General features: G+C 64.1%; 17 protein-coding genes and 1 other RNA gene. 9 read left to right on the forward strand and 9 right to left on the reverse strand.

Going from position 1 to position 18,736, the window contains the following annotated elements; all coding sequences use genetic code 11:
- Nucleotides 1-13: 13 nt before the first annotated feature.
- The 3 genes from ATE64_RS06440 to ATE64_RS06450 are packed head-to-tail and all read right to left on the reverse strand — an operon-like array spanning nucleotide 14 to nucleotide 3,814.
- On the reverse strand, nucleotides 14-772 hold the full coding sequence (locus ATE64_RS06440) for a WecB/TagA/CpsF family glycosyltransferase (RefSeq protein WP_058453919.1): 759 nt from the start codon (nucleotides 770-772) through the stop codon (nucleotides 14-16).
- Nucleotides 762-2,213, reverse strand: a complete 1,452-nt coding sequence (locus tag ATE64_RS06445; RefSeq protein WP_058454145.1) for an undecaprenyl-phosphate glucose phosphotransferase — start codon at nucleotides 2,211-2,213, stop codon at nucleotides 762-764. The genes ATE64_RS06440 and ATE64_RS06445 overlap by 11 nt, the downstream gene beginning before the upstream one ends.
- The gene (locus ATE64_RS06450; protein WP_058453920.1) at nucleotides 2,198-3,814 is read right to left on the reverse strand and encodes a tetratricopeptide repeat protein; all 1,617 of its coding nucleotides are present in this window, start codon (nucleotides 3,812-3,814) and stop codon (nucleotides 2,198-2,200) included. Before ATE64_RS06450 ends, ATE64_RS06445 begins: the two co-directional genes overlap by 16 nt.
- A gap of 160 nt (nucleotides 3,815-3,974) precedes the next feature.
- On the opposite strand from ATE64_RS06450, the gene ATE64_RS06455 reads away from it, so the two are divergent.
- The 7 genes from ATE64_RS06455 to ATE64_RS06485 all read left to right on the forward strand — a co-directional run bounded on the left by ATE64_RS06455 (nucleotide 3,975) and on the right by ATE64_RS06485 (nucleotide 11,287).
- Complete coding sequence (locus ATE64_RS06455) at nucleotides 3,975-4,616, forward strand: polysaccharide biosynthesis/export family protein (protein ID WP_231729101.1); 642 nt, start codon at nucleotides 3,975-3,977, stop codon at nucleotides 4,614-4,616.
- Nucleotides 4,617-4,696: 80 nt separating this feature from the next.
- Complete coding sequence (locus ATE64_RS06460; RefSeq protein ID WP_156418164.1) at nucleotides 4,697-5,839, forward strand: hypothetical protein; 1,143 nt, start codon at nucleotides 4,697-4,699, stop codon at nucleotides 5,837-5,839.
- Entirely contained in the window at nucleotides 5,836-7,302 is a 1,467-nt protein-coding gene (locus ATE64_RS06465; protein ID WP_058453922.1) for a Wzz/FepE/Etk N-terminal domain-containing protein, read from the forward strand. Before ATE64_RS06460 ends, ATE64_RS06465 begins: the two co-directional genes overlap by 4 nt.
- Nucleotides 7,303-7,310: 8 nt before the next feature.
- Nucleotides 7,311-8,096 carry a CpsD/CapB family tyrosine-protein kinase gene (locus ATE64_RS06470; RefSeq protein WP_058453923.1) on the forward strand — a complete coding sequence of 262 codons (786 nt, stop codon included), beginning with the start codon at nucleotides 7,311-7,313 and terminating at the stop codon, nucleotides 8,094-8,096.
- Between the two features lie 719 nt (nucleotides 8,097-8,815).
- Nucleotides 8,816-9,454: a PEPxxWA-CTERM sorting domain-containing protein gene (locus ATE64_RS06475; RefSeq protein ID WP_058453924.1), complete on the forward strand. Its 639-nt coding sequence runs from the start codon at nucleotides 8,816-8,818 to the stop codon at nucleotides 9,452-9,454.
- Between the two features lie 21 nt (nucleotides 9,455-9,475).
- Nucleotides 9,476-10,171, forward strand: a complete 696-nt coding sequence (locus ATE64_RS06480) for a PEPxxWA-CTERM sorting domain-containing protein (protein ID WP_058453925.1) — start codon at nucleotides 9,476-9,478, stop codon at nucleotides 10,169-10,171.
- A 99-nt stretch (nucleotides 10,172-10,270) separates the two neighbouring features.
- A complete protein-coding gene (locus ATE64_RS06485; RefSeq protein WP_058453926.1) occupies nucleotides 10,271-11,287 on the forward strand; it encodes a cell wall hydrolase in 1,017 nt (338 codons plus the stop codon).
- 30 nt (nucleotides 11,288-11,317) lie between these two features.
- Here the strand turns inward: ATE64_RS06485 and ATE64_RS06490 are convergent, their stop codons facing one another.
- From ATE64_RS06490 to ATE64_RS06505, 4 genes are all read right to left on the reverse strand, one after another.
- Complete coding sequence (locus tag ATE64_RS06490; RefSeq protein WP_058453927.1) at nucleotides 11,318-12,679, reverse strand: efflux transporter outer membrane subunit; 1,362 nt, start codon at nucleotides 12,677-12,679, stop codon at nucleotides 11,318-11,320.
- The gene (locus ATE64_RS06495; protein WP_058453928.1) at nucleotides 12,676-13,833 is read right to left on the reverse strand and encodes an HlyD family secretion protein; all 1,158 of its coding nucleotides are present in this window, start codon (nucleotides 13,831-13,833) and stop codon (nucleotides 12,676-12,678) included. Before ATE64_RS06495 ends, ATE64_RS06490 begins: the two co-directional genes overlap by 4 nt.
- Nucleotides 13,830-15,512 carry an MFS transporter gene (locus ATE64_RS06500; protein WP_058454147.1) on the reverse strand — a complete coding sequence of 561 codons (1,683 nt, stop codon included), beginning with the start codon at nucleotides 15,510-15,512 and terminating at the stop codon, nucleotides 13,830-13,832. Before ATE64_RS06500 ends, ATE64_RS06495 begins: the two co-directional genes overlap by 4 nt.
- Nucleotides 15,513-15,644: 132 nt before the next feature.
- On the reverse strand, nucleotides 15,645-16,277 hold the full coding sequence (locus ATE64_RS06505) for a cation transporter (RefSeq protein WP_058453929.1): 633 nt from the start codon (nucleotides 16,275-16,277) through the stop codon (nucleotides 15,645-15,647).
- 66 nt (nucleotides 16,278-16,343) lie between these two features.
- Between ATE64_RS06505 and ATE64_RS06510 the strand changes: the two genes are divergently transcribed.
- Nucleotides 16,344-16,754: a helix-turn-helix domain-containing protein gene (locus ATE64_RS06510; protein WP_058453930.1), complete on the forward strand. Its 411-nt coding sequence runs from the start codon at nucleotides 16,344-16,346 to the stop codon at nucleotides 16,752-16,754.
- A 5-nt stretch (nucleotides 16,755-16,759) separates the two neighbouring features.
- On the opposite strand, the gene ATE64_RS06515 is transcribed toward ATE64_RS06510, so the two are convergent.
- Nucleotides 16,760-17,764, reverse strand: a complete 1,005-nt coding sequence (locus ATE64_RS06515) for an NADPH:quinone reductase (protein ID WP_197410111.1) — start codon at nucleotides 17,762-17,764, stop codon at nucleotides 16,760-16,762.
- Between the two features lie 116 nt (nucleotides 17,765-17,880).
- On the opposite strand from ATE64_RS06515, the gene ATE64_RS06520 reads away from it, so the two are divergent.
- Nucleotides 17,881-18,303, forward strand: coding sequence for a helix-turn-helix domain-containing protein (locus ATE64_RS06520; protein WP_058453932.1), 423 nt, complete (start codon nucleotides 17,881-17,883; stop codon nucleotides 18,301-18,303).
- Nucleotides 18,304-18,352: 49 nt separating this feature from the next.
- Here ATE64_RS06520 and ssrA read toward each other — a convergent pair.
- Nucleotides 18,353-18,708, reverse strand: a transfer-messenger RNA (tmRNA) gene (ssrA, locus tag ATE64_RS21050).
- Nucleotides 18,709-18,736 lie beyond the last annotated feature (28 nt).

Genomic DNA, 18,736 nt, shown 5'->3' on the forward strand with positions numbered 1-18,736 from the left:
GCGCCATCAGGGTCTAATGCCTGCGCCCGCGCCACGCCAAGGCGAAAATACGCGGGCCGGTGACCAGGTAACGCTTCCACAGGCGCCTCGGTTCGCTGAGCAGGCGGAACGCCCATTCAAGATGGAGGTGCTGCACCCAGATGGGGGCTCGCCGTTTGCGGTCGACGAGGAATTCGATCGAGGCCCCGATGCACAGTCCGATACCGCGGCCACGCGGGTCGGCCTTGCATTTCGCAGCGACAATCTCGCTTTGCGGCGAGCCGATCGCGAAAAAGGTGAAATCGGCGCGTTCGCGCGCTACGAAATCGACGATCGCATCGATGGCCCGTTCGTTGCGGAGCACGCCCATCGGCGGAAGATGCTGGACGATTTCAAGGTCCGCGAAGCGCTCGCCAAGTTCGGCCATCATCGCCTCGTCACCGCCGACGAGAGCGATCTTTCGACCGGCGAGCCATCGGTTGCGAAACAGATAGGCCGTAAGGTCGCTGCCCGTCACGACATCGAGCCGGATCCCGCGGAAGCGCGCCAGAAGCTGGAGAATACGGCTATCGCACAGGCGCATCGCCGCGTTGTCATAAGCCCCCTCCAACCGTCCGGTCGTCGCGTTTCGGTGCCTGGGATTGAGCAGCAGGACGTGGTCGACGTTGGGCGTGACGACATAGGAAAAGCAATCGCGGCCCGCGAGCTCGACAAGCTCGCGCGCAACCTGTTCATAAGACGATCCGGTAAATTCGATGCCGAGAAACCGAACACCGTCTGCGTCAGTAGGCATTCTTGTCCCAGACCAGCTTGAACAGGGTTTCGATCATGATCCTGAGGTCGAGCAGCGGCGACCAGTTCTCGATATAATAGATGTCATATTCGACCCGCTTCCGCGCCCGATCGGTGGTCGCGATCTCGCCGCGCAATCCGCGGATCTGCGCAAGGCCGGTGATCCCCGGCTTGACGCGATGCCGCGCCGTATAGCCCCGGACGGCGTCGAAATAATATTTGTCGCCGACGCGCATCATCGTCGCGTGCGGGCGCGGCCCGACCAGCGACATATCGCCGCGCAGGACGTTGAACAGCTGCGGCAATTCGTCGATGCTGGTGCGGCGGATGATCCGCCCGACCCGGGTGACGCGGGGGTCGTCCTTCTGCGTCCGCGCCGCGCCGCTGACGTCCTGCCGGTCGACATACATCGAGCGGAATTTCAGCACCGAAATCTCGTTGTTGTTGAAACCGAAACGCTTCTGCCGGAACAGGATCGGCCCCTTGCTTTCGAGGCGGATCGCCAGCGCCGTGAGCAGCAGGAGCGGCGATAGCAGGAGCACGGCGATCAGCGCGATGCCGCGGTCCATGACCTCCTTGAGAATGCCGTCGACGTCGCGGACGGGCTGTTGCCAGATCGTGAAGACGGGGATCGAGCCGAGGAAGTTGATCCGGTATCCCGCCTTGAGTTCGAGCGCTTCGGTAGGCAGAACACAGATGTCGATCGACGCGGCGCTCAGCGTCTCGGCGATATAGGCCAGCCGGTCCTGCTTGATCTCGGGCAACGCGAGGATGACCTGATCGAGATCACCGTCGCGCGCAAGGTCAAGAAGCGCTTCGAAACCGCCGAGATAGGGCAGTTCCTCGACATCGTTCTTCGTACGGCTGCGATCATCGGCGTAGCCGATGATCCGCAAATGCGGCAGGCGCTGGATTTCGAGAAGTTCCAGCACCTTGTCGATCGTCGCCTTGCCCGACGCGTAAAGCGCGACCCGCTGCCCGACGACGCCCTTTTCCATCAGGTTCCAGATCAGCTTCCGAAAAACGATGCGACTCACGAAGAGCGCAATCATGCTGAAACCGATGAAGTAAAGCGCGAACCCCCGCGAGAATTCACGCATCATCTCGAGCTGGAAAATCACCAGGCTGGTAAGCGCCGACGCGAGCAGGAAGTCCGCGATGGCACTCCCCCCTACATCCTCGCCCTGCCCTCGGAAGACCGTATAGCCATCGCGCGAGATGCGGATGAGGAAATAGTTGATGCACATGATGATCGCGCCGGTGCTGTGCAGACGCGCGTCGTAATAGTAGCCGATCGTCAGATCATAGACCACGACCGTCAGGAGATAGGCGCAGAAGAAGCAGGCCACATCGTTCGCGACGCCGAGCGACCGCAACACATTCGACGTGAAACGGATATGACCGCTGCTACGCCGCGGGACGGGCTTCAGCTTCCCGTGCATACGCCCCCCGAGGTCGCACATATTTTTTCGGGGCTGATGCGCGCGAACAGGCCGCGCCGCCGCGGCGTGCCCGGCGGGTCGTCGACGAGGAAGGATACGCGCGCGCGGGCAAGGCCGGCCTCGGCCTTCGCCGCACATAGCGCGTCGCCATATTGCGAACAGGTCCGCGAGTAGACGGCCCAGGCGCGAACCGAAGAGGGTTTCGCGATCGCAACATCCTGGTCGAGCGTCACCGCCCGCTGCCGGTCGCCGACGCGGAGCAGGAAGGCGCGATAAGCGTCGGCGAGTTCCAAGCTTTGCGGCAGAAAATCCATGCCGCGCTCGAAGGTCTGCCGCGCCCGGATGTCCTGCCCCTTGGCGATATAAGCGCGGGCCAGTTCGACATAGCCAAGGTAGTTTTCCGGAGAGTCCGAAACAACGACGTTCGCGTCCTCGATCGCCCGATCGAGGTTCCGTTCCCAAAGGCTCCGGGCTGCCCTCACCAGGAGGGCGTCCTCGTTTCGCGCGTCGGCCGCGAGCACCCTGCTCGCCAGCTCATAGGCATTTTTCTTGTCCCCCTGCGCCAGCAAGATCCTGGCCATTAGCGCCTGGCCCTCAAGGACATGCTCGTCGAAGAGTCTCGAAATCAGGCGCTTCGCTTTATCGGATTCCCCCGCGTCAAGATAGAAGCGCGCCAATATTATCTGCTGGGCCCGCGTTCCGCTCCCCGAAATATATTGGAGTTGCGCATCGGAAAGCGGGCGGCGATCATATTCCCGCCACAGCTGAACGAGCCTTGCGAGAAGCTCCCGATCATTGGGTGACCTGCCCATAGCCTTGACAATCTCGCTCCGCGCGGCCGCGATTTCGCCTGTCTTGTAAAGCAGATTGGCATAGTCGAGCACAAAATCTTCATTATAATCCATCGTCTTCAATATGTCGGGGAGGATCGCCTTCATCCGCTTCCCGTCGCCCTGCAACCGGTAGATCTCAAGCCGCGTGACGTTGAGCGCGGGCGTCGTACTGCCGCTGGCGATCGCCTCATCTACGGCTTTCAGCGCGACATCCGTTTTCCCGTCCAGAGCATCGAGGCGCGCGAGCAGGATGATACCTCCTTCATCCCTGGCATTGAGCGCGAGAATATCCGACGCCATCTTCCGCGCGTCGGCCGGGCGCCCATCGTCGATCGCGATAAAGCCCTTGACCAACATGGCCTGGGTCGCACCCGGCATAAGCAGCAACAGCCGGTCGGCCGCGTCATTGGCCTCGCGAACGCGTCCCGTCTGCAGGCCAAGTTCGGCGATCGCCTGAAGAATTTCCGGATTGTCGGCCTGCAGGTCGAGCGCCATCGAATAGGCATTGAAGGCGCTCGTCAGCTGTTGCGCCCGCAATTCGATCCGCCCCAGCAGGATATAATAGTCCGCGACGTCGTCCCGCTCGGCAATCGCCTCGCGGATCGATTTGCGCGCCGCCTCGACGTCGCCGGCCGCCAGCTGGCTTTCGGCGATAGCGGCGTTTTCGGCGGCGCGTTGCGCCGAATCGGCACACCCCGATGCGACCGCCAGCCACAGGGCGAGCGGCAGCATCCGCATTGCGAGCCGAAAAGTCGGGAGAAGTGCCAAGCCGCTGCCTTATGTTAACATATGAAGCCGGTCGTTGTTACGAACGCTTCTGGATAGGCCGTTGATATCGCTGTTGGGTTAATGCGGTTGACTTTTCCCGGCAAGTAGGTCCAATCGATCCAACCGCTTAAGAGCGGTGTATTTCCATTAGAGGTGATCCGTGAACAGAGCGACCGCGGTGCTGTTTATAGGCCTGGCGGCCGGTTTTGTCACAACGGCTGCGGCGCAGCCATCGCTGCCCGTCGCGATTCAGTCGACCCCGGCGGCCGGCGCCTCGCCCGCAGCCTCCCCGCTTCCGGTTTACCGTATCAACCCGGGTGACGAGCTGGAGATCAACGTCTGGCGCGAGGATCAGCTCCAGCGCGTCGTCAAGGTTTTGCCCGACGGTTCACTGAGCTTTCCGCTCGTCGGATCGATCCAAGGCGCGGGCCGGACCCCCGTGGAGATCGAACGCATCATATCCGCCGCGCTCACCAACAAATATGTCGACGGCAAGGTGCCGGACGTCACCGTTGCAGTGCGCAGCCCGTCGGGACTCCAATTTTCGGTCATCGGTAAAGTCAAAGGTCCGGGCATCTTCACGCCCGGACGCTATGTCACGCTGCTCGAGGCGTTGAGCTTCGCCGGCGGCGCGGACGAGTTCGCAAGCCTCGACAACATCGTCATCGTCCGCAAGTCGGGCGCGGGGCTGGTGTCGATCCCGGCGCGGCTCGGCGGGATCCTGCGCAGCAAGTCGGTGAGCAGCGAAGCGGTGAAGAATATCCCGATCATCGAAAGCGGCGACACGGTCATCGTGCCATGAGCGAACGGCCCCTGTTCCGACATCGTGCTCTTGGCTATTCGCTGCGACGTGGCGCTTGCACCGGCGCGGTCGCAGTCCTGATGACGACGCCCGCCTATGCACAGATTGACAGCGAGGTCGTGGTTTCGGCGTCCGCCGGCTATGACAGCAATCCGTTCCTCGCGTTCGGCGGCGATCGTGACGTCGCCTCGTTCAGGCTTGAGTTGGTACCGACGATTTCGCGGTCCGACGAGATCAGCAGCATCCGTGTTTCAGGCCGGGTCGAGCATGTCGAATATGCCCGTCTTTATGATTCGGCGCAAAATCTGTCGGCGAACGTCGATGCGACCTATCGGATCAACGAACGTCTCGACGTTGCCGCGCGCGTCCAGATCGCCAGCACGATATCGACGACCGACTTCACCCGCCCGGTCGAAGCCGGCGGAGATGGTGACGGCCTTCCGCCGCCGATCGACGACGACATCACCTTGCTGGGCGACCGGCAGCGGCGGAACACCGCGTCAGCGCAAGCCTCGTTGCATTATGTCGCGAGCGAGTTCGACGATATCCGCTGGACCGCGCTCGTGCAGACGCAACGCTATCCCTCGTCGAACAACCTCGAAGATTCCGACTATGCGTCACAGCAGATCGCCTATACGCGGCGGCTGAACGAGGATATCACGCTCGGCGGGGTGCTTGCGGGAAGCATCAGCAATTTCCGCAACGGCCGCGCCGGCGACGCCAAGATGATTTCACCGCAACTGTCGTTCGGCATCCGCTTGGCGCCGCGGTTCGAAGTATCGGGCAGCGCCGGCCTCTCCTTCACACGCACCAAATTGGCGCAGGGGACGAGCAGTTCCACGACCTTCGCGGGCAATCTGAGCCTTTGCTACAAGGTGACGCTCGACAATTTCTGTTTGACCGGCTCGCGGCAGGTCCTGCCCTCCGCGATCGGCGGCGTCCGCGAGCAAAGCTCGATCGGCGCGTCCTATTCGCGCCGGCTGTCGGAGCGTGACACGATCCAGCTCGGTGGCAGCTATGCAACCGCCTCCAGCCCGTTGACCGGTATCGGCGGCGATTTCGAGAGCGTCCGGGGCTATGCACGTTACGACCGCCAGCTCACAGAGAAGCTGACGCTCTTCGCGAGCGCGGGTTATTCGGATTCGTCCGACGATTTGGGCGGCAAACGGTCGAACGTTCAGGGGGTCATCGGCATTTCCTATCGGTTCGGGGGCGTGCGATGAGCGACGATCGTTTGGAACGGGAGGACGAAGGCGGGAATATCCTCACCCACCTGCCCACGATCATCCGCGAGCGCTATCGCTGGCTGCTGATTCCGGCTGTCCTCAGCTTGATCGCCGGGGTTGCCGCGGCCTTCCTGCTACCCACCGTCTATCGCTCGACCGCGACCCTGCTCGTCGAATCGCCGCAGCTTCCCGAGGATGTGGTCGGGACGCAGGACGGCGACGTTGTCGACCAGCGGATCGCCAAGATCCGGCAGCAGGTTTTGAGCCGCCCGCGTCTCATCGAGCTGATCCAGAAATATCGCCTCTATTCCGACGAGAGAGCGCGCAAGTCGCTTTCCGAAACGATTGAGCAGATGCGCAAGGCCACGACGATTGAGGCAGTCTCCGCCGAACTTCAGCGCTCGGGAGGAAAGTCGTCGACGATCGCCTTCACGCTCAGCTTCGATTACAAAACGGCGGCGCAGGCACAGGCCGTTGCGCAAGATATGACCGAGCAGGTGCTGCTGCTCGACGCCACGAAGACCTCCGAGCAGGCGGCGAACACAGTACAATTTCTGACCGATCAGGCCGCGGCGCTGCAAAGCCAGATCAGCGAGCTCGAAAACGCAATCGAGACGGTCAAGGCGCAGAACGGCCTGGCGCTGTCGAACAGCGGGGCGCTCATTTTTGGCGGATCTACCGGCGGCTATGATGCCCAGATCATCGCGTTGCAGCGCGACAACGCACAGCTGGCGGCGCAAAAGGAAGCGCGCAAAAGTTCCGCCGACCGCGATCCGATCGTTGCGGCCGCCGAAGCCGAACTCGCCGCGGCGCAGGCGCGCTATTCCGACGACCATCCGGACGTCGCGATCGCACGCCGCCGCCTTGCGCAAGCCAAAATCCTTGCCGCGAGCAATGCGGCCAAGTTGCCTCCCGACATGATCGACCAGCAGATTGCGTCGAACAGCGCGCAAATCGCAGCGCTTCAGGCGGCGAAGGCTCAGGAGGTCGGACGGCTGTCGGCCGCGCAAAGCGCACAGGCGCGCGGCCCGCTCGTCCAGGAACAGATCGCGCAGCAACAGCAGAAGCTCGACGGCCTCAACAAGCAATATGAGAGCGTATCGACGCGGCTGCTGTCCGCGCAGGCGAGCGCCAAGGCCGAAACCGAACAGAAGGGCGAGCGCCTTTCGGTCATCGATCCGCCGGTCGTCCCCGAAGATCCGAACTCTCCCAACCGGCCGCTCCTGATCGCTGGCGGGCTGGCCTTTGGCCTCGGCTTCGGGCTGTTTCTGATCCTGGCGGTCGAGCTGTACCTCCGCCCCATTCGCGACGTCCTTGACATCCGTGCGGTGACGGGAGCGATGCCCATGGTCTCCATTCCGACCATCGATCCGGCAAACCAGCCTTCCACGAGCTGGTGGCAGCGGCTTCGATCCCTTATTCCACGCCGCAAGCACGCCTTGCAAAGTTCGGGTGACTAGAGCGGCCGATGAACAGCTTTCCCAACCTTCCACAACCTCTCGGGGGCACACCGCTCATAGCGGGCCTTCCGGGAATCGGCGAAGTACCCGATGCGCGCGACCTGGAGCTCAGCGAAAAGCTGGTCGGCTTCGAATCCAAGGATCCCCGCTCGCGCTCGTTCAACCTGCTCCGGACCCAATTGATCAAGAAGCTGGCGGAAAGCGGCGGCCGGCTCGTCGGCATCACATCGCCGGCGCCCCATGCCGGCAAGTCGTTCGTCGCCTCCAACCTTGCTGCGTCGATCGGGCAGCTGCCGAACAAGCGAACCTTTCTCATCGACCTCGATCTGCGGCGCGCAACGATCGCCCGGATCTTCGGCCTCGATGTGCCCGAAGGTATCACCGAATTCCTTATCGGCGACGAGATCGAACTGCGGCAGATCGGACGGCGCATCGGCGAGAGCAATCTTGTCGTCTATCCGACCCTCGCGGCTCCGGTGAATTCGGCCGAACTGATGGTCAGCGAACGGCTCGATGATCTGGTGGCGCGCGCGCGCGCGCTCGGCGACGACGCCATCGTCATCTTCGACCTTCCGCCCGTGTTCGCAAACGACGATGCCATTCTGGTGGCAGAGAAGCTCGATGGGGTGCTGCTCGTCATCGAACAGGGCGTGACGACGAAGAAGCAGCTCCAGGGCGCGATGCAACTGATCCATCCGACGCCGCTGCTGGGGACCGTGTTCAATCGCTTCACCGGCGGCAATGGCGATCCTTATGGATATGGCGGGAAGTACGACAGCTATTACAATAGCTGAATAAAGGCAGGCGCAGCCGACGAACCCGGCGACTGGTGGCTTAGTCGCTGCGTTGCCTATTGGTCCCGATTCTCGTCCAAACTGCGCCAAAACGGGCCACCGCTCTTTCGCCCGGCCAAATTCGGCACGACGAGCCCGCCACCCTCGCGCGCCTCGGCGAAGTATCTGAGCCCGCGCCGGTTGCGCCATCGCTCTTGCGCGGAATTCCGTCAAACGGACGGGATTCCGGACTTTACAAAATAAAGCAGCAACAGCGGGTTATACCTCATTTCGGCGGCATTACCATTCGCGGCGATGATGTTTCACTATGGAACACACTTGCGACCATCCGGCTCCGATCACGCAGGTGCCCCGCGCTGGCCAAATTTTTTCCCTTTTAGAATCAGGATTCTAGGATGAACCGCCGCCTTGACGCTCGAAAGCGCCAACGGCGGAAATCTGTCCACGGTCGTTACAAATCATAACAACACATTGACAAACTTTAGCAAATCACAGTAACCCGAATGCGGAAGCAAGCAGCAGACTTGCTGTGAATATCGCGCAGTTCGGGTCGGAATTTGCGCTGGAAGCACACCCAATGGGGCTTCCGGCGACGAGTCCTTTTGGCCCGACGGGCGCGGCTTCGCGTTCAATCGGGATCGGGTGCTGTCGAGGGACGGTGCTCGCCTTCGGGGATCACCCCCGATGCTTGGGGTCTCGGAAACCAAAGTGGGGGTAAAGTGAAGAAATTTCTGCTGGCGGCTGCGGCTGCCCTTGCATCCTTGTCGGCCCCGCAGGCCGCATCCGCATCGACGATCGTCAACGCAGGCTTCGAAGCTGGCCCGGTCGGCCTTGGCGCGCCGACCGGATGGTTCACCCTCAACCCGCTGCGCGTCGCGACCGTATCGTCGTTCGGCGGCTACACGGCGCAGGAAGGCTCGCAGTTCGCGGTCATCGCCACAGGCATTCAGGGCATTCCGACCCTGCTGACGCAGCTCTTCTCGATGACGCAGGGCGAAACGATCAGCTTCATGGTCGCCTTCGCGACCACCGAATCAAACTTCAACGACTTCGGCGGTCTCGGCATCTTCGATTTCTCGAACCTGTCCGGAACGACATTGTTCAGCCAGTCGGTCAGTTCGGTCGGTGCCGGCACCGCGGGTCCGTGGACGAAGGTCAGCTTCACCGCGCCCACCAGCGGTTTCTACTCGATCAACGCGACGGTCCAGAACGTCGGGAACAGCCGCAACCCCAGCTATCTGCTGCTCGATGCGCCCGGCGTGCCCGAACCCGGGACGTGGATGCTCATGCTTCTCGGCATCGGCGCGGTCGGCTTCTCGATGCGCCGCCGCCGGAACCTGCGCGTAAATTTTGCCTGAAATCAGTTTGGAAGATTGGGGATGACCATGATCAAGAACAGCCTTGCTTTAGCGTTGACGCTTACCGCGGTGACGCTGTCGGCAACCACGGCCAACGCCGCGACCACGGTCGACGTCAAGACCGGAGTCGGCGCACCGGGAACGACCGACGCAAATTGGTCGATCGAAACGCCGAGCGCCGAGCTGGTGGCGTCGATCCCGCAGCTGATCCACGCAAACTGGTACAGCGGCGGTGCTCCGGCCGGCCAGAATGGCAATGTAGATGGCGCGCGATGGATCACACCGAATGCCGACGGCACGCTCAACCAGCCGGTGGGGACGGTAACTTACTCGACCATTTTCAAACTTAGCGAGATCGCGACCGCAGCGACGCTGACGGGCAATTTCTGGTCTGACAATCGCGTCACCCAGATCCTGCTCAACGGCATTGCGATCTACAACAACGGCAGCAGCGCTTCGCAGTTCGGTGGCGGCACCGGCGTTCCGCTGAACATCAGCACGAACCTCCTCGCTGGCGCGAACACGCTTTCGTTCCTCGTCCAGAACGACTCGGGCACCAGCGGTCCGGGCTCGAACCCGGCGGGCCTCCGCGTTTCGGCGGTCTTCTCGGCGGTCCCGGAACCGGGCACGTGGATGTTGATGCTCCTCGGTTTCGGCGCGGTCGGTTTCTCGATGCGCCGCCGCCAGAAAACGCAGGTCCGGTTCCAGTTCGCCTGAACTCGACCGCGGCCAGCTTCTTGGGCAAAGAAGGGGCGGCCTTGATGGCCGGCCCTTTTTGCTTCAGGCTTGGGTCGAAAGAGAGTGGTTGACGTGCAGATGAAGCAGCGATCCCTGCGACTTCCTGCCCTGCTCGGCGCAAGCGGGTTGCTGATGCTTGCGGCGCTTTATGCCATCTATCTGTCGCTCTCGCTGCCGCACCGGTCGTCGGTCGATTCCCCGTCCCGGCGCGAAGCGGCTGCACGTCCCGCCCCCGAGCCCGAAGCTTTCCGCTTCCGCCCGGGCATCGACGCGCAAACCGCCGAACAGATCAACGCGGCGGTGCCGCAATCCGACGAGCCGCTGGTGGCCGCGCGGCCGTTCGCACTGAACCTGCCGTCGACCCAGATGAACACCAAATTGTCGGCGGTCGATTGCCTGACCGCGGCGGTTTACTACGAGGCGGCGTCCGAAACGCTGACCGGTCAGCGCGCGGTCGCGCAGGTCGTCCTCAACCGGATGCGCCACCCCGCCTACCCCAATTCGGTCTGCGGGGTCGTCTTTCAGGGCTCGCAGCGCAAGACCGGTTGCCAGTTCACCTTCACCTGTGACGGTTCGCTGAACCGGCGCCCCTCGGCGAGCGGCTGGGCGCGCGCGCGCGCCGTCGCGGCGGCGGCGCTATCCGGCTATGTCGAACCCAGCGTCGGCCTCGCGACGCATTATCATACGCTTTGGGTGGTTCCCTACTGGAGCGCCAATCTCACCAAGCTGCGCACCGTCGGATCGCATATTTTCTACCGATGGAGCGGCCGCAGCGGCACGCGCAGCGCGTTCGTCAACCCCTATGCCAATGCCGAGCTGCTTCCGGCGTCGGCGGTCACGAGCCTGTCGGGCTATCTGCTCGAGACCTCCGGCGCGCTCCCGCTCGACCCTGCGATCGCGGACGGCGATGCCGCGGCCTCGGTGCCCGCCGTCCAGACGGGACTGATCGCACCGCCGAGAGGCGAACTCAGTTCCGCGGCCCAACCGGTCCTCGGCAAGAGAGGCAGCGAGCTGGCGCCGACCGACTCCAGGCTCAAGAGCGACGCATCCGAACACCGGCTCCTCGAGGATCAGGCGCCGCGCCTCAATCGCTGAGCGCCGCCGCCTTCCGCGCGCAGCGCTGCCTCACGGCTGGGCCGTGCCCCCGCCCAGGGCTTGATAGAGCGCGACATAGGAGGTCAGCCGATCGGCGCGCAGCTGAATCAGCGCGAGATCGACCGATAGCAGCGCTCGCTGCGCATCGATTTGCTCCAGATAGGGCGAATAACCGGCGCGGTAGCGGTTCGTCGCGTGGCGGAGCACTTCGGCGACCGCGGCGCGCTGTGCAAGCAAGGCTTGTTCCTGCGCGCCCAGCCGGTCGATCAATGCAAGCTGGTCCTCGACCTCGCGAAACGCGGTCAGGACCGCCTTGCGATAGGCGAATGCGGCCTGGTCGCGCTGTGCGGTCGCAGCATCGAACTGCCCCTCCAGCCGCCCGCCCGAGAAGATAGGGGCGAGGATGCTGCCGCCGATCGACCAGATGGTGATCGGATCGCTGAGCAGAGACGAGATCGCCGCGCCGCCCGATGCCGACAGGCGGATCTGCGGCAGGAATTGCCCGCGCGCGGCGCGCAGATTGGCGTCGGTTGCGGCGAGCGAATATTCGGCCTGCGCGATGTCGGGACGGCGGCGCACAAGGTCCGACGGCACGACCGCCGGCACGACGGGGGTCGCCAGCGCATCGAAATCGGCCCCGCGCGTTATTGCGTGCGGGGTATCGCCGACGAGCAACGACAGCGCATTTTCCTGCCGCGCAATCGCCGCTTCGATTGTCGGGATTTGCTGTTCGGCGGCGCGGTATTCGGCTTCGGACTGACGGAGTTCGAGCTCCGACGTATAGCCCGCCTCGGCGCGGTCGCGCGCGATGCGCAGCGCCTCGCCGCGCTGGACGAGCGTTTCCCTAAGCACCTTGAGGCGATCGTCGAGCGCGAGCAAGGTGATGTAGCCGCTCGCCGCCGTCGCGCTGACCGACAGCGTCGCCGCTTCTTGCGCGGCGGCCAAGGCGGCGGCGCTGGCACGCGCGGCATCGTGCCGCGCCGCGTTGACGCCGAACAGATCGACCTCATAAGCCGCCTGGAATGTCGGCTGCGCCGAGGTGCTTTCGCTCGGCTGGCCAAACGCGTTGACCGTGCGCGCCTCCGACCCCGGCACGCTTGCCGACAGGCTGGGCAGCAGCAGCGAGCGTGCGACGCGTTCCTGCGCGCGCGCCTCGGCCACGCGCGCCGCGGCGATGGCGAGGTCCGTATTGTTCGCGCGCGCCTGCTCGACCAGCGCAGAAAGCTGCGGGTCGCCGAACCGTGCCCACCATTCGCGCTCGACCGTGCCCTCGGCAGGCAGCGACGTGCGCCAGTCGGCGGGCGGCGCAACGACGCTCGCCTCGGGCCGCGGACTGATGGCCGGGGCGCACCCCGCGATCAGCAGCGGCAGCAACAGCGCCGCGCGTCTCACCGCCCGCCGTCCGTTTCGACCGTCGCGATCACCGACATGCCGGGCCCGAGCCGCTTGGCGAGCGGCTGTCCGGGATCAATGCGGATGCGCACCGCGATCCGCTGCGGCACCTTCACGAAATTGCCCGATCCGGTGTCAGGCTTGATGATGCTGAACTCGCTCCCCGCCGCCGGGGCGACACTTTCGACCGTCCCCTTGAGCTCGACCCCGCCGAGCGCATCGACCCGGAAATGCGCCTTTTGCCCGACCCGGATGCTCGCGGTCTGCGCCTCCTTGAAATTGGCGACGACCCAATGCGTTTCCGGCACCAGATACATGAGCTGGGTGCCGGGGTTCACGAGTTGTCCGACGCGGACCGCGACCTCGCTCAGCCGGCCGGCGCGCGGCGCCCGGATCACCGTGCGCTCCAGATCGATGTCGGCAAGTCCCCGCGTCGCTTCGGCATTCTGGACGCCCGCCTTCAGCCCGCCGCGCCCGACGGTGACCGAGCGCACCTGCTCGAGCGCAATCTGCCGCTGCGCCTGCGCCTGACGCACCGCCGCCTCGGCCTGCCGGAGCGCCGCGAGCGTCTGGTCGCGCTCGCGCAGCGACACTGATCCGGCGTCGACAAGTTCGTTGACGCGGCGCATGTCGGCCTGCGCGCGCTGGAGCTGCGCACCGGCATTGGCCACCGCCGCATCCTGCAGGCGCACCTGCGCCTCGGCCGAACGTTCGCTCTGCTCGCTGTTGCTGAGGCTCGCATTCTGCGCCGCGATGTTCGCCGCGCCCTGCGCGACGCGCTCGCGATAGATCCTGTCGTCGATCCGAACGAGGACCTGCCCCGCCGCGACGCGCTCGAAATCCTGCACCAGCACCTGCGTCACATAGCCGCCGACCTGCGGCGAGATGATCGTCGTCTGGCCGCGAACATAGGCATTGTCCGTGGTCTGGCTGTCGGGCCGGAACGGCGGCAGGCCCCAAGCATAGAGGACCGCGAGCGCGCCGAGCAGGATCAGCCCGCTGAACAGGATGATCTGCGATCGCGACCGGTCGGGTCGCCAGCCGCCACCGCCTTGAGGCGGTTCGGGCTCGGCCGGCGCCGCTTCAGCCGGCGCGGGAGGAGCGGGAGGCGGCGTCTGTTCGGTTGCGGGTGCCGGTTTCTTGTCGTCGGTCATTTTCTTTGCGCCAACATCTGCTGGAGGATGGACAGGTCCGCTGCGAGCGGGCTGTAGCCGCGCCGTCGATCGCGCAGCCAGCGAACCAGCATGATCACGAAGCCGAGCGCGGCACCACAGCCGATCAGGAAGAATACGTCATTATAGGCGAGGACACCCGCCTGACGCACGGCTTCCTGAACCGCATTGCGTCCGGCGACCGCCGACCGCAGCGCCGGATCGCCGATCGAGCCGTTCAGGCCGCTCGACAGATAGGCGAGCGCCTGCACCAGCGCGGGGTCGTCCGTTGCGAGCCCCTGCCCCAGCGTCGTAAGATGTGCCTTCGCGCGGACGGTGAAAAAGGCCGACAGCGCCGCCGTGCCCGCGAGCCCGCCGATCGTCTGCGAAAGATTGAACAGCGCCAGAAAGCTGACAATATAGGACGGCCCGCGCGTCAGGGCGCGCAGGAAACCCTCCATCAGCATGGGTCCGATGAAATAGACCGACGCGAAGGCGATCGCTGCCTGCGTCAGGTAGAAATCGGACGGCCGCGACATCAGTCCCGTCCGTGTGTCGGCGAAAGCCGCCACCGCGATGATCGCCAGCGATATCAGGGTCGAGATGCGAAGATCGGTGGGATTGAGCCCGACCAGCGGCACGAATACCCCGGCCAAAGCCGCCAGGGCAGTTATTGCATAGAAGGTCACGAGCTGGTCGTTGACATAGCCGAGCGACGTCAACAGCCCGGTCGCGCCGAAATTCTGCTCCGACAGAACGACGCGAATGAACGCACCGGCCAACGCCAGCTTCAGCAGGTCGCTGCTCGCCATCCAGCGCGTCTCGAGCATCGGCTTCTCGCGGTTATGCTCGATCAGCAAGGCGGCACCGATCAGCAGCACCGCGGGCGCCAGCAAGGTGCCCAACCACGGCGTCGGCCACCAGATGATGCGCCCCTGCACCAAGAAACTGCAAAGCAGGCCGACCCCGACGGCAAGCAAGGGAAAGCTGATCATATCGAGCAGCCCGAAGGCGCGCACTTTCACCCCTTGCGGAAGCGGCAGGATGTTGACGAGGCCGACAGTGACGAGCGAAAGGCCGAACTGCAACGCGAACAGGTTTCCGATGTCGCCGTCGTACACAAGGATCGGAGAGATCGCCCGGGCGAGCGGCAGTCCAATCTGAACGACGCCAATGCCAAGGACGAGTGCGATCAACTTTTGCGGACCCGGCAGGCTTTGCATCATGTAGAAGATCGCAAGCGTCACCAGCCCGCTCGCGGCGATCCCGGAGATCGCGCGCGAGACAAGCTCGACCTGATAGCCCGCATCGAAGAGCTGCACGAAATTGGCGACGACCAAGGCCAGCATCGTTGCGCGCACGAAGCGCTGTATTCCGAAATGCTGGCGAACCTTGAATAGCAATATGCTCATGCAGGCGTTGGTCAGGTTGTAGGCCACCGTCACCCAGCCGGTATCGACCGGCGTCAGCGCCATATTCCCCTGCAAGACAAGCAGATTGGCGAGAAGCAGGCCGTTGGTCAGCCCCGCCACCAGCCCCAAATAGATGCCGATCGCGAAATAGGCGATCCGGCGTCCTTTGGGGTGGTCCGGATTGGCTGGCGATCCTGGTATCAGCGGCCGCTCGTGCGGCTTCAGCACATATTCCGCGGGCGGAGCGACGGGTACGGCTGGATCAGCCACGCCGGTCGACCCGCGACGGACGGGGCGCTGCATTTCTATAGGTCAGTTCAAGCCCCGTTGCCATTCTGCGCCGCACAATATGCGCGAAGACCGCATTGGCAAAGGGCAGAAAATCACATCTCGATCTCGGCATTAAGCCGCTTCGGCTGCGGCGCGGCCGAGATCGCCGCGCGCGTGGCGGAACACGTCGACGCTGCCCCATATCGCCAGCGCTGCCATGATCGCCGCGACCGCAAGGTCGGGCCAGCCCTGCCCCGTTCCCAACACACCGAGCGCCGCCGCGAGGACTGCAAGGTTCCCGATCGCATCGTTGCGCGAGCATATCCAGACCGAGCGCATATTCGCATCGCCCGTCCGATAGCGATAGAGCATCAGCGCGACCGCAACATTCGATGCCAGCGCCAGCGCACCGATGATTCCCATCGTCTCGGCCTGCGGCGCGGTGCCGGCGACAAAGCCCCACACCGCCGAGCCAAGCACCCAAAGTCCGAAAGCGAGCATCGTCGCAGCCTTGAGCAGCGCTGCGCGGGCACGCCACGCCAGCGCCATGCCCGCGACGCCCAGACTGATCGCATAATTGGCCGCATCGCCCAGGAAATCGAGCGCGTCCGCCTGGAGGGCCCGCGAATCGGCGGCGACGCCCGCGACGATCTCGACCCCGAACATCGCGGCGTTGAGGATCAGCGCAATCCACAGGATGCGGCGCCACCTGGGATCGTTCAGCGCGGTCTTGCCGCTTTTTCCTGCGCAACATTGGTCGGCCATGCGAAACCTCTTGGTTCTTCGATTCGACATCCCATATGCACCCTGTAGCAACTACAGGGTCAAGCAATGAAAATCGGCGAACTGTCGAAGGCCACCGGCACCAACATCGAGACCATCCGCTATTACGAGCGGATCGGACTCCTCCCCGCCCCGCTTCGAACCAATGCGAATTATCGCAGCTATGGTGACGCGCACCGAACGCGGCTCAGTTTCGTGCGTCACTCGCGCGACCTCGGCTTCACGATCGAGGAAATCCGGTCACTGCTCGACCTTTCCGACCACCCGGACCGCGATTGCGGCGACGCGGACCGCATCGCGTCTGCGCATCTCGAACAGGTCGAGGCGAAGATCGACCAGCTCTCGGCGTTGCGCGACGAACTGACCCGCATCGTGGGCCGCTGCCGCGGCGGCCTCGCCGGCGATTGCCGGGTGATAGAGGCGCTCGGCGACCATGGACAGTGCAGCCGCGCGCATTAGCCCGGTCAGGGGGTCACGATAATCTTGCCGACGGTCGTTCCCGCTTCTTGCGCCCGATGCGCATCGACGATCCGCTCGAGCGGATAGCGCGCCGCAATATTGTGCGTGAGCTTGCCCGCGGCCAGCGCCTCGCCGATCGCCTGCGCGGCTTCGGCGTGGGCCGCGGCATCCATGACATAGACGAGCACGAAACGAACCGTCGCGTCGAGCATGACGAGCGGCCAGAACGGCAGTGCGGGTTCCGGAACCGCGTCCGACGCATAGGTCGCGACGACGCCGCGCGGCGCGAGCAGGCTCATGATGACATCGAGGTTCGCACCGAAAGCGACTTCGACGAAACGATCGATGCCGCGCTCCCGCCCCGTGATCTCGCGAACGCGCGCGACGATGTCGTCGGTCTTGCGGTTGACGATGAAGTCGGCGCCCGCCGCCCTTGCCGAATCCGCCTGCTCGTCGCGGCTCACGCTCGCGATCACCGTCGCACCGCCGAGCTTGGCGAACTGAATTGCATAACGGCCGACCGCGCCCGCGCCGCCCGAGACGAAGACCGTCTTCCCCGCGACCGGACCATCGGCAAAGACACTGCGATGCGCGGTCATCGCGGGCACGCCGAGGCTGGCGCCGTCTTCGAACGAGGCGTTGTCGGGCAGGATCGAGACCTGCCGCACCGGCAGCACGACATATTCGGCAGCGGCGCCGAGCGCCCGGCCCAGCTGCGCTTCGTAGAACCAGACGCGCTTGCCGATCCAGTCGCCGTCTTCGGCCGATCCGGCCGCGACGACTTCGCCCGCGCCATCCTGATGCGGGATGACCAGCGGATAGGGCATCTCGGTGCGTCCGCGTGCGCCCTGCCGCGCCTTGGTGTCCGATGGGTTCACGCCCGAGGCGCGCACGCGAATGAGCAATTCGCCCGGCGCAGCGACGGGGACGGGCTGCTCGCCGACGATCAGCACATCTTCGGCGCTTCCCTTCCGCTCGTACCAGGCGGCCTTCATGACGGATTGTTCCACGGCATTATCCTCTTTCGGGTTCGACTCGCTGGGCAACAGACCGTGCCCGTTGCCCGAATCGATATATGCCGGTATCTATAAATTCATAAGTACGCACATTTTGGACATGTACAATCATGAATGTAAGTATTACTGAAAATATTGGAGAAAATTCGAAAACGCGGTCCGTCCGTCGTCGCGCCGGGCGGACGGGTTGCAGCGTCGAGGCGACGCTGTCGGTGATCGGCGGTGTGTGGAAACCGGTGCTGCTGTTCCACCTGCTCGGCGGCCGCCTGCGCTTCAACGCGCTCTGCCGCCTGACGCCGAATGCGACGCAGCGGATGATCACGCTGCAGCTTCGCGAACTGGAGGCGGACGGCATCGTCGCCCGGACTGTCTATCCCGAGGTGCCGCCGCGCGTCGAATATGAACTGACGCCGCTCGGCCATTCGCTGAAGCCCGTGCTGCTGAGCATGCGATCGTGGGGCGCCGATTTCCAGGCGAGCCTCGACGAAAGCCGCGTCGCGGCGCAGCCATGCGAGGGCGCAGAGCCGGCGTAATTGAGGGAAAGGTGGGACGATTCTGTTGCCCGGCTCGTCCCCAGCCGCTGGTATCCGATTCTGTTGCCCGGTTCGGTCCGAACCGCGTTCTATTTGAATAACCTTAGGCCGTGAGGCTTATCGGTTACGCAGCCAGAGCGAGTGCTTCGTTATCGTTAGCACTTATAGGTTTGAGCCTTGAACGGGTTACTCAGCCCGGAAGAAAACATCGTCTTTGAACACACGTCGATCCTGGTTCGGCCCCGTCAGAAACCCTCGATCCCTTTGGGAGAGCGTGGGTTTGTGGTGGAGCCGCCGGGTACTGCCCCCGGGTCCGCTGTGTCTATTCCACGACACCATTTATCCTCATAGCCGGTCGAAACCGGCACAACCCATATAGGAAACCCGCCCGCGCTTTGGAAGAGCGCAGGCGGGTCATTCGTCCTGAATCGGG

The sequence above is a fragment of the Sphingopyxis sp. H073 genome (assembly GCF_001468395.1).
Lineage (GTDB): Bacteria > Pseudomonadota > Alphaproteobacteria > Sphingomonadales > Sphingomonadaceae > Sphingopyxis.

Excerpts from the sequence above, each read along its gene's own strand:
- ATE64_RS06510 (WP_058453930.1), top strand. The coding sequence starts at position 16,344 with ATGAAAATCGGCGAACTGTCGAAGGCCACCGGCACCAACATCGAGACC.
- ATE64_RS06485 (WP_058453926.1), top strand. The coding sequence starts at position 10,271 with ATGAAGCAGCGATCCCTGCGACTTCCTGCCCTGCTCGGCGCAAGCGGG.
- ATE64_RS06460 (WP_156418164.1), top strand. The coding sequence starts at position 4,697 with ATGACGACGCCCGCCTATGCACAGATTGACAGCGAGGTCGTGGTTTCG.
- ATE64_RS06465 (WP_058453922.1), top strand. The coding sequence starts at position 5,836 with ATGAGCGACGATCGTTTGGAACGGGAGGACGAAGGCGGGAATATCCTC.
- ATE64_RS06445 (WP_058454145.1), bottom strand. The coding sequence starts at position 2,213 with ATGCACGGGAAGCTGAAGCCCGTCCCGCGGCGTAGCAGCGGTCATATC.
- ATE64_RS06520 (WP_058453932.1), top strand. The coding sequence starts at position 17,881 with ATGAATGTAAGTATTACTGAAAATATTGGAGAAAATTCGAAAACGCGG.
- ATE64_RS06505 (WP_058453929.1), bottom strand. The coding sequence starts at position 16,277 with ATGGCCGACCAATGTTGCGCAGGAAAAAGCGGCAAGACCGCGCTGAAC.
- ATE64_RS06440 (WP_058453919.1), bottom strand. The coding sequence starts at position 772 with ATGCCTACTGACGCAGACGGTGTTCGGTTTCTCGGCATCGAATTTACC.
- ATE64_RS06495 (WP_058453928.1), bottom strand. The coding sequence starts at position 13,833 with ATGACCGACGACAAGAAACCGGCACCCGCAACCGAACAGACGCCGCCT.
- ATE64_RS06470 (WP_058453923.1), top strand. The coding sequence starts at position 7,311 with ATGAACAGCTTTCCCAACCTTCCACAACCTCTCGGGGGCACACCGCTC.
- ATE64_RS06480 (WP_058453925.1), top strand. The coding sequence starts at position 9,476 with ATGACCATGATCAAGAACAGCCTTGCTTTAGCGTTGACGCTTACCGCG.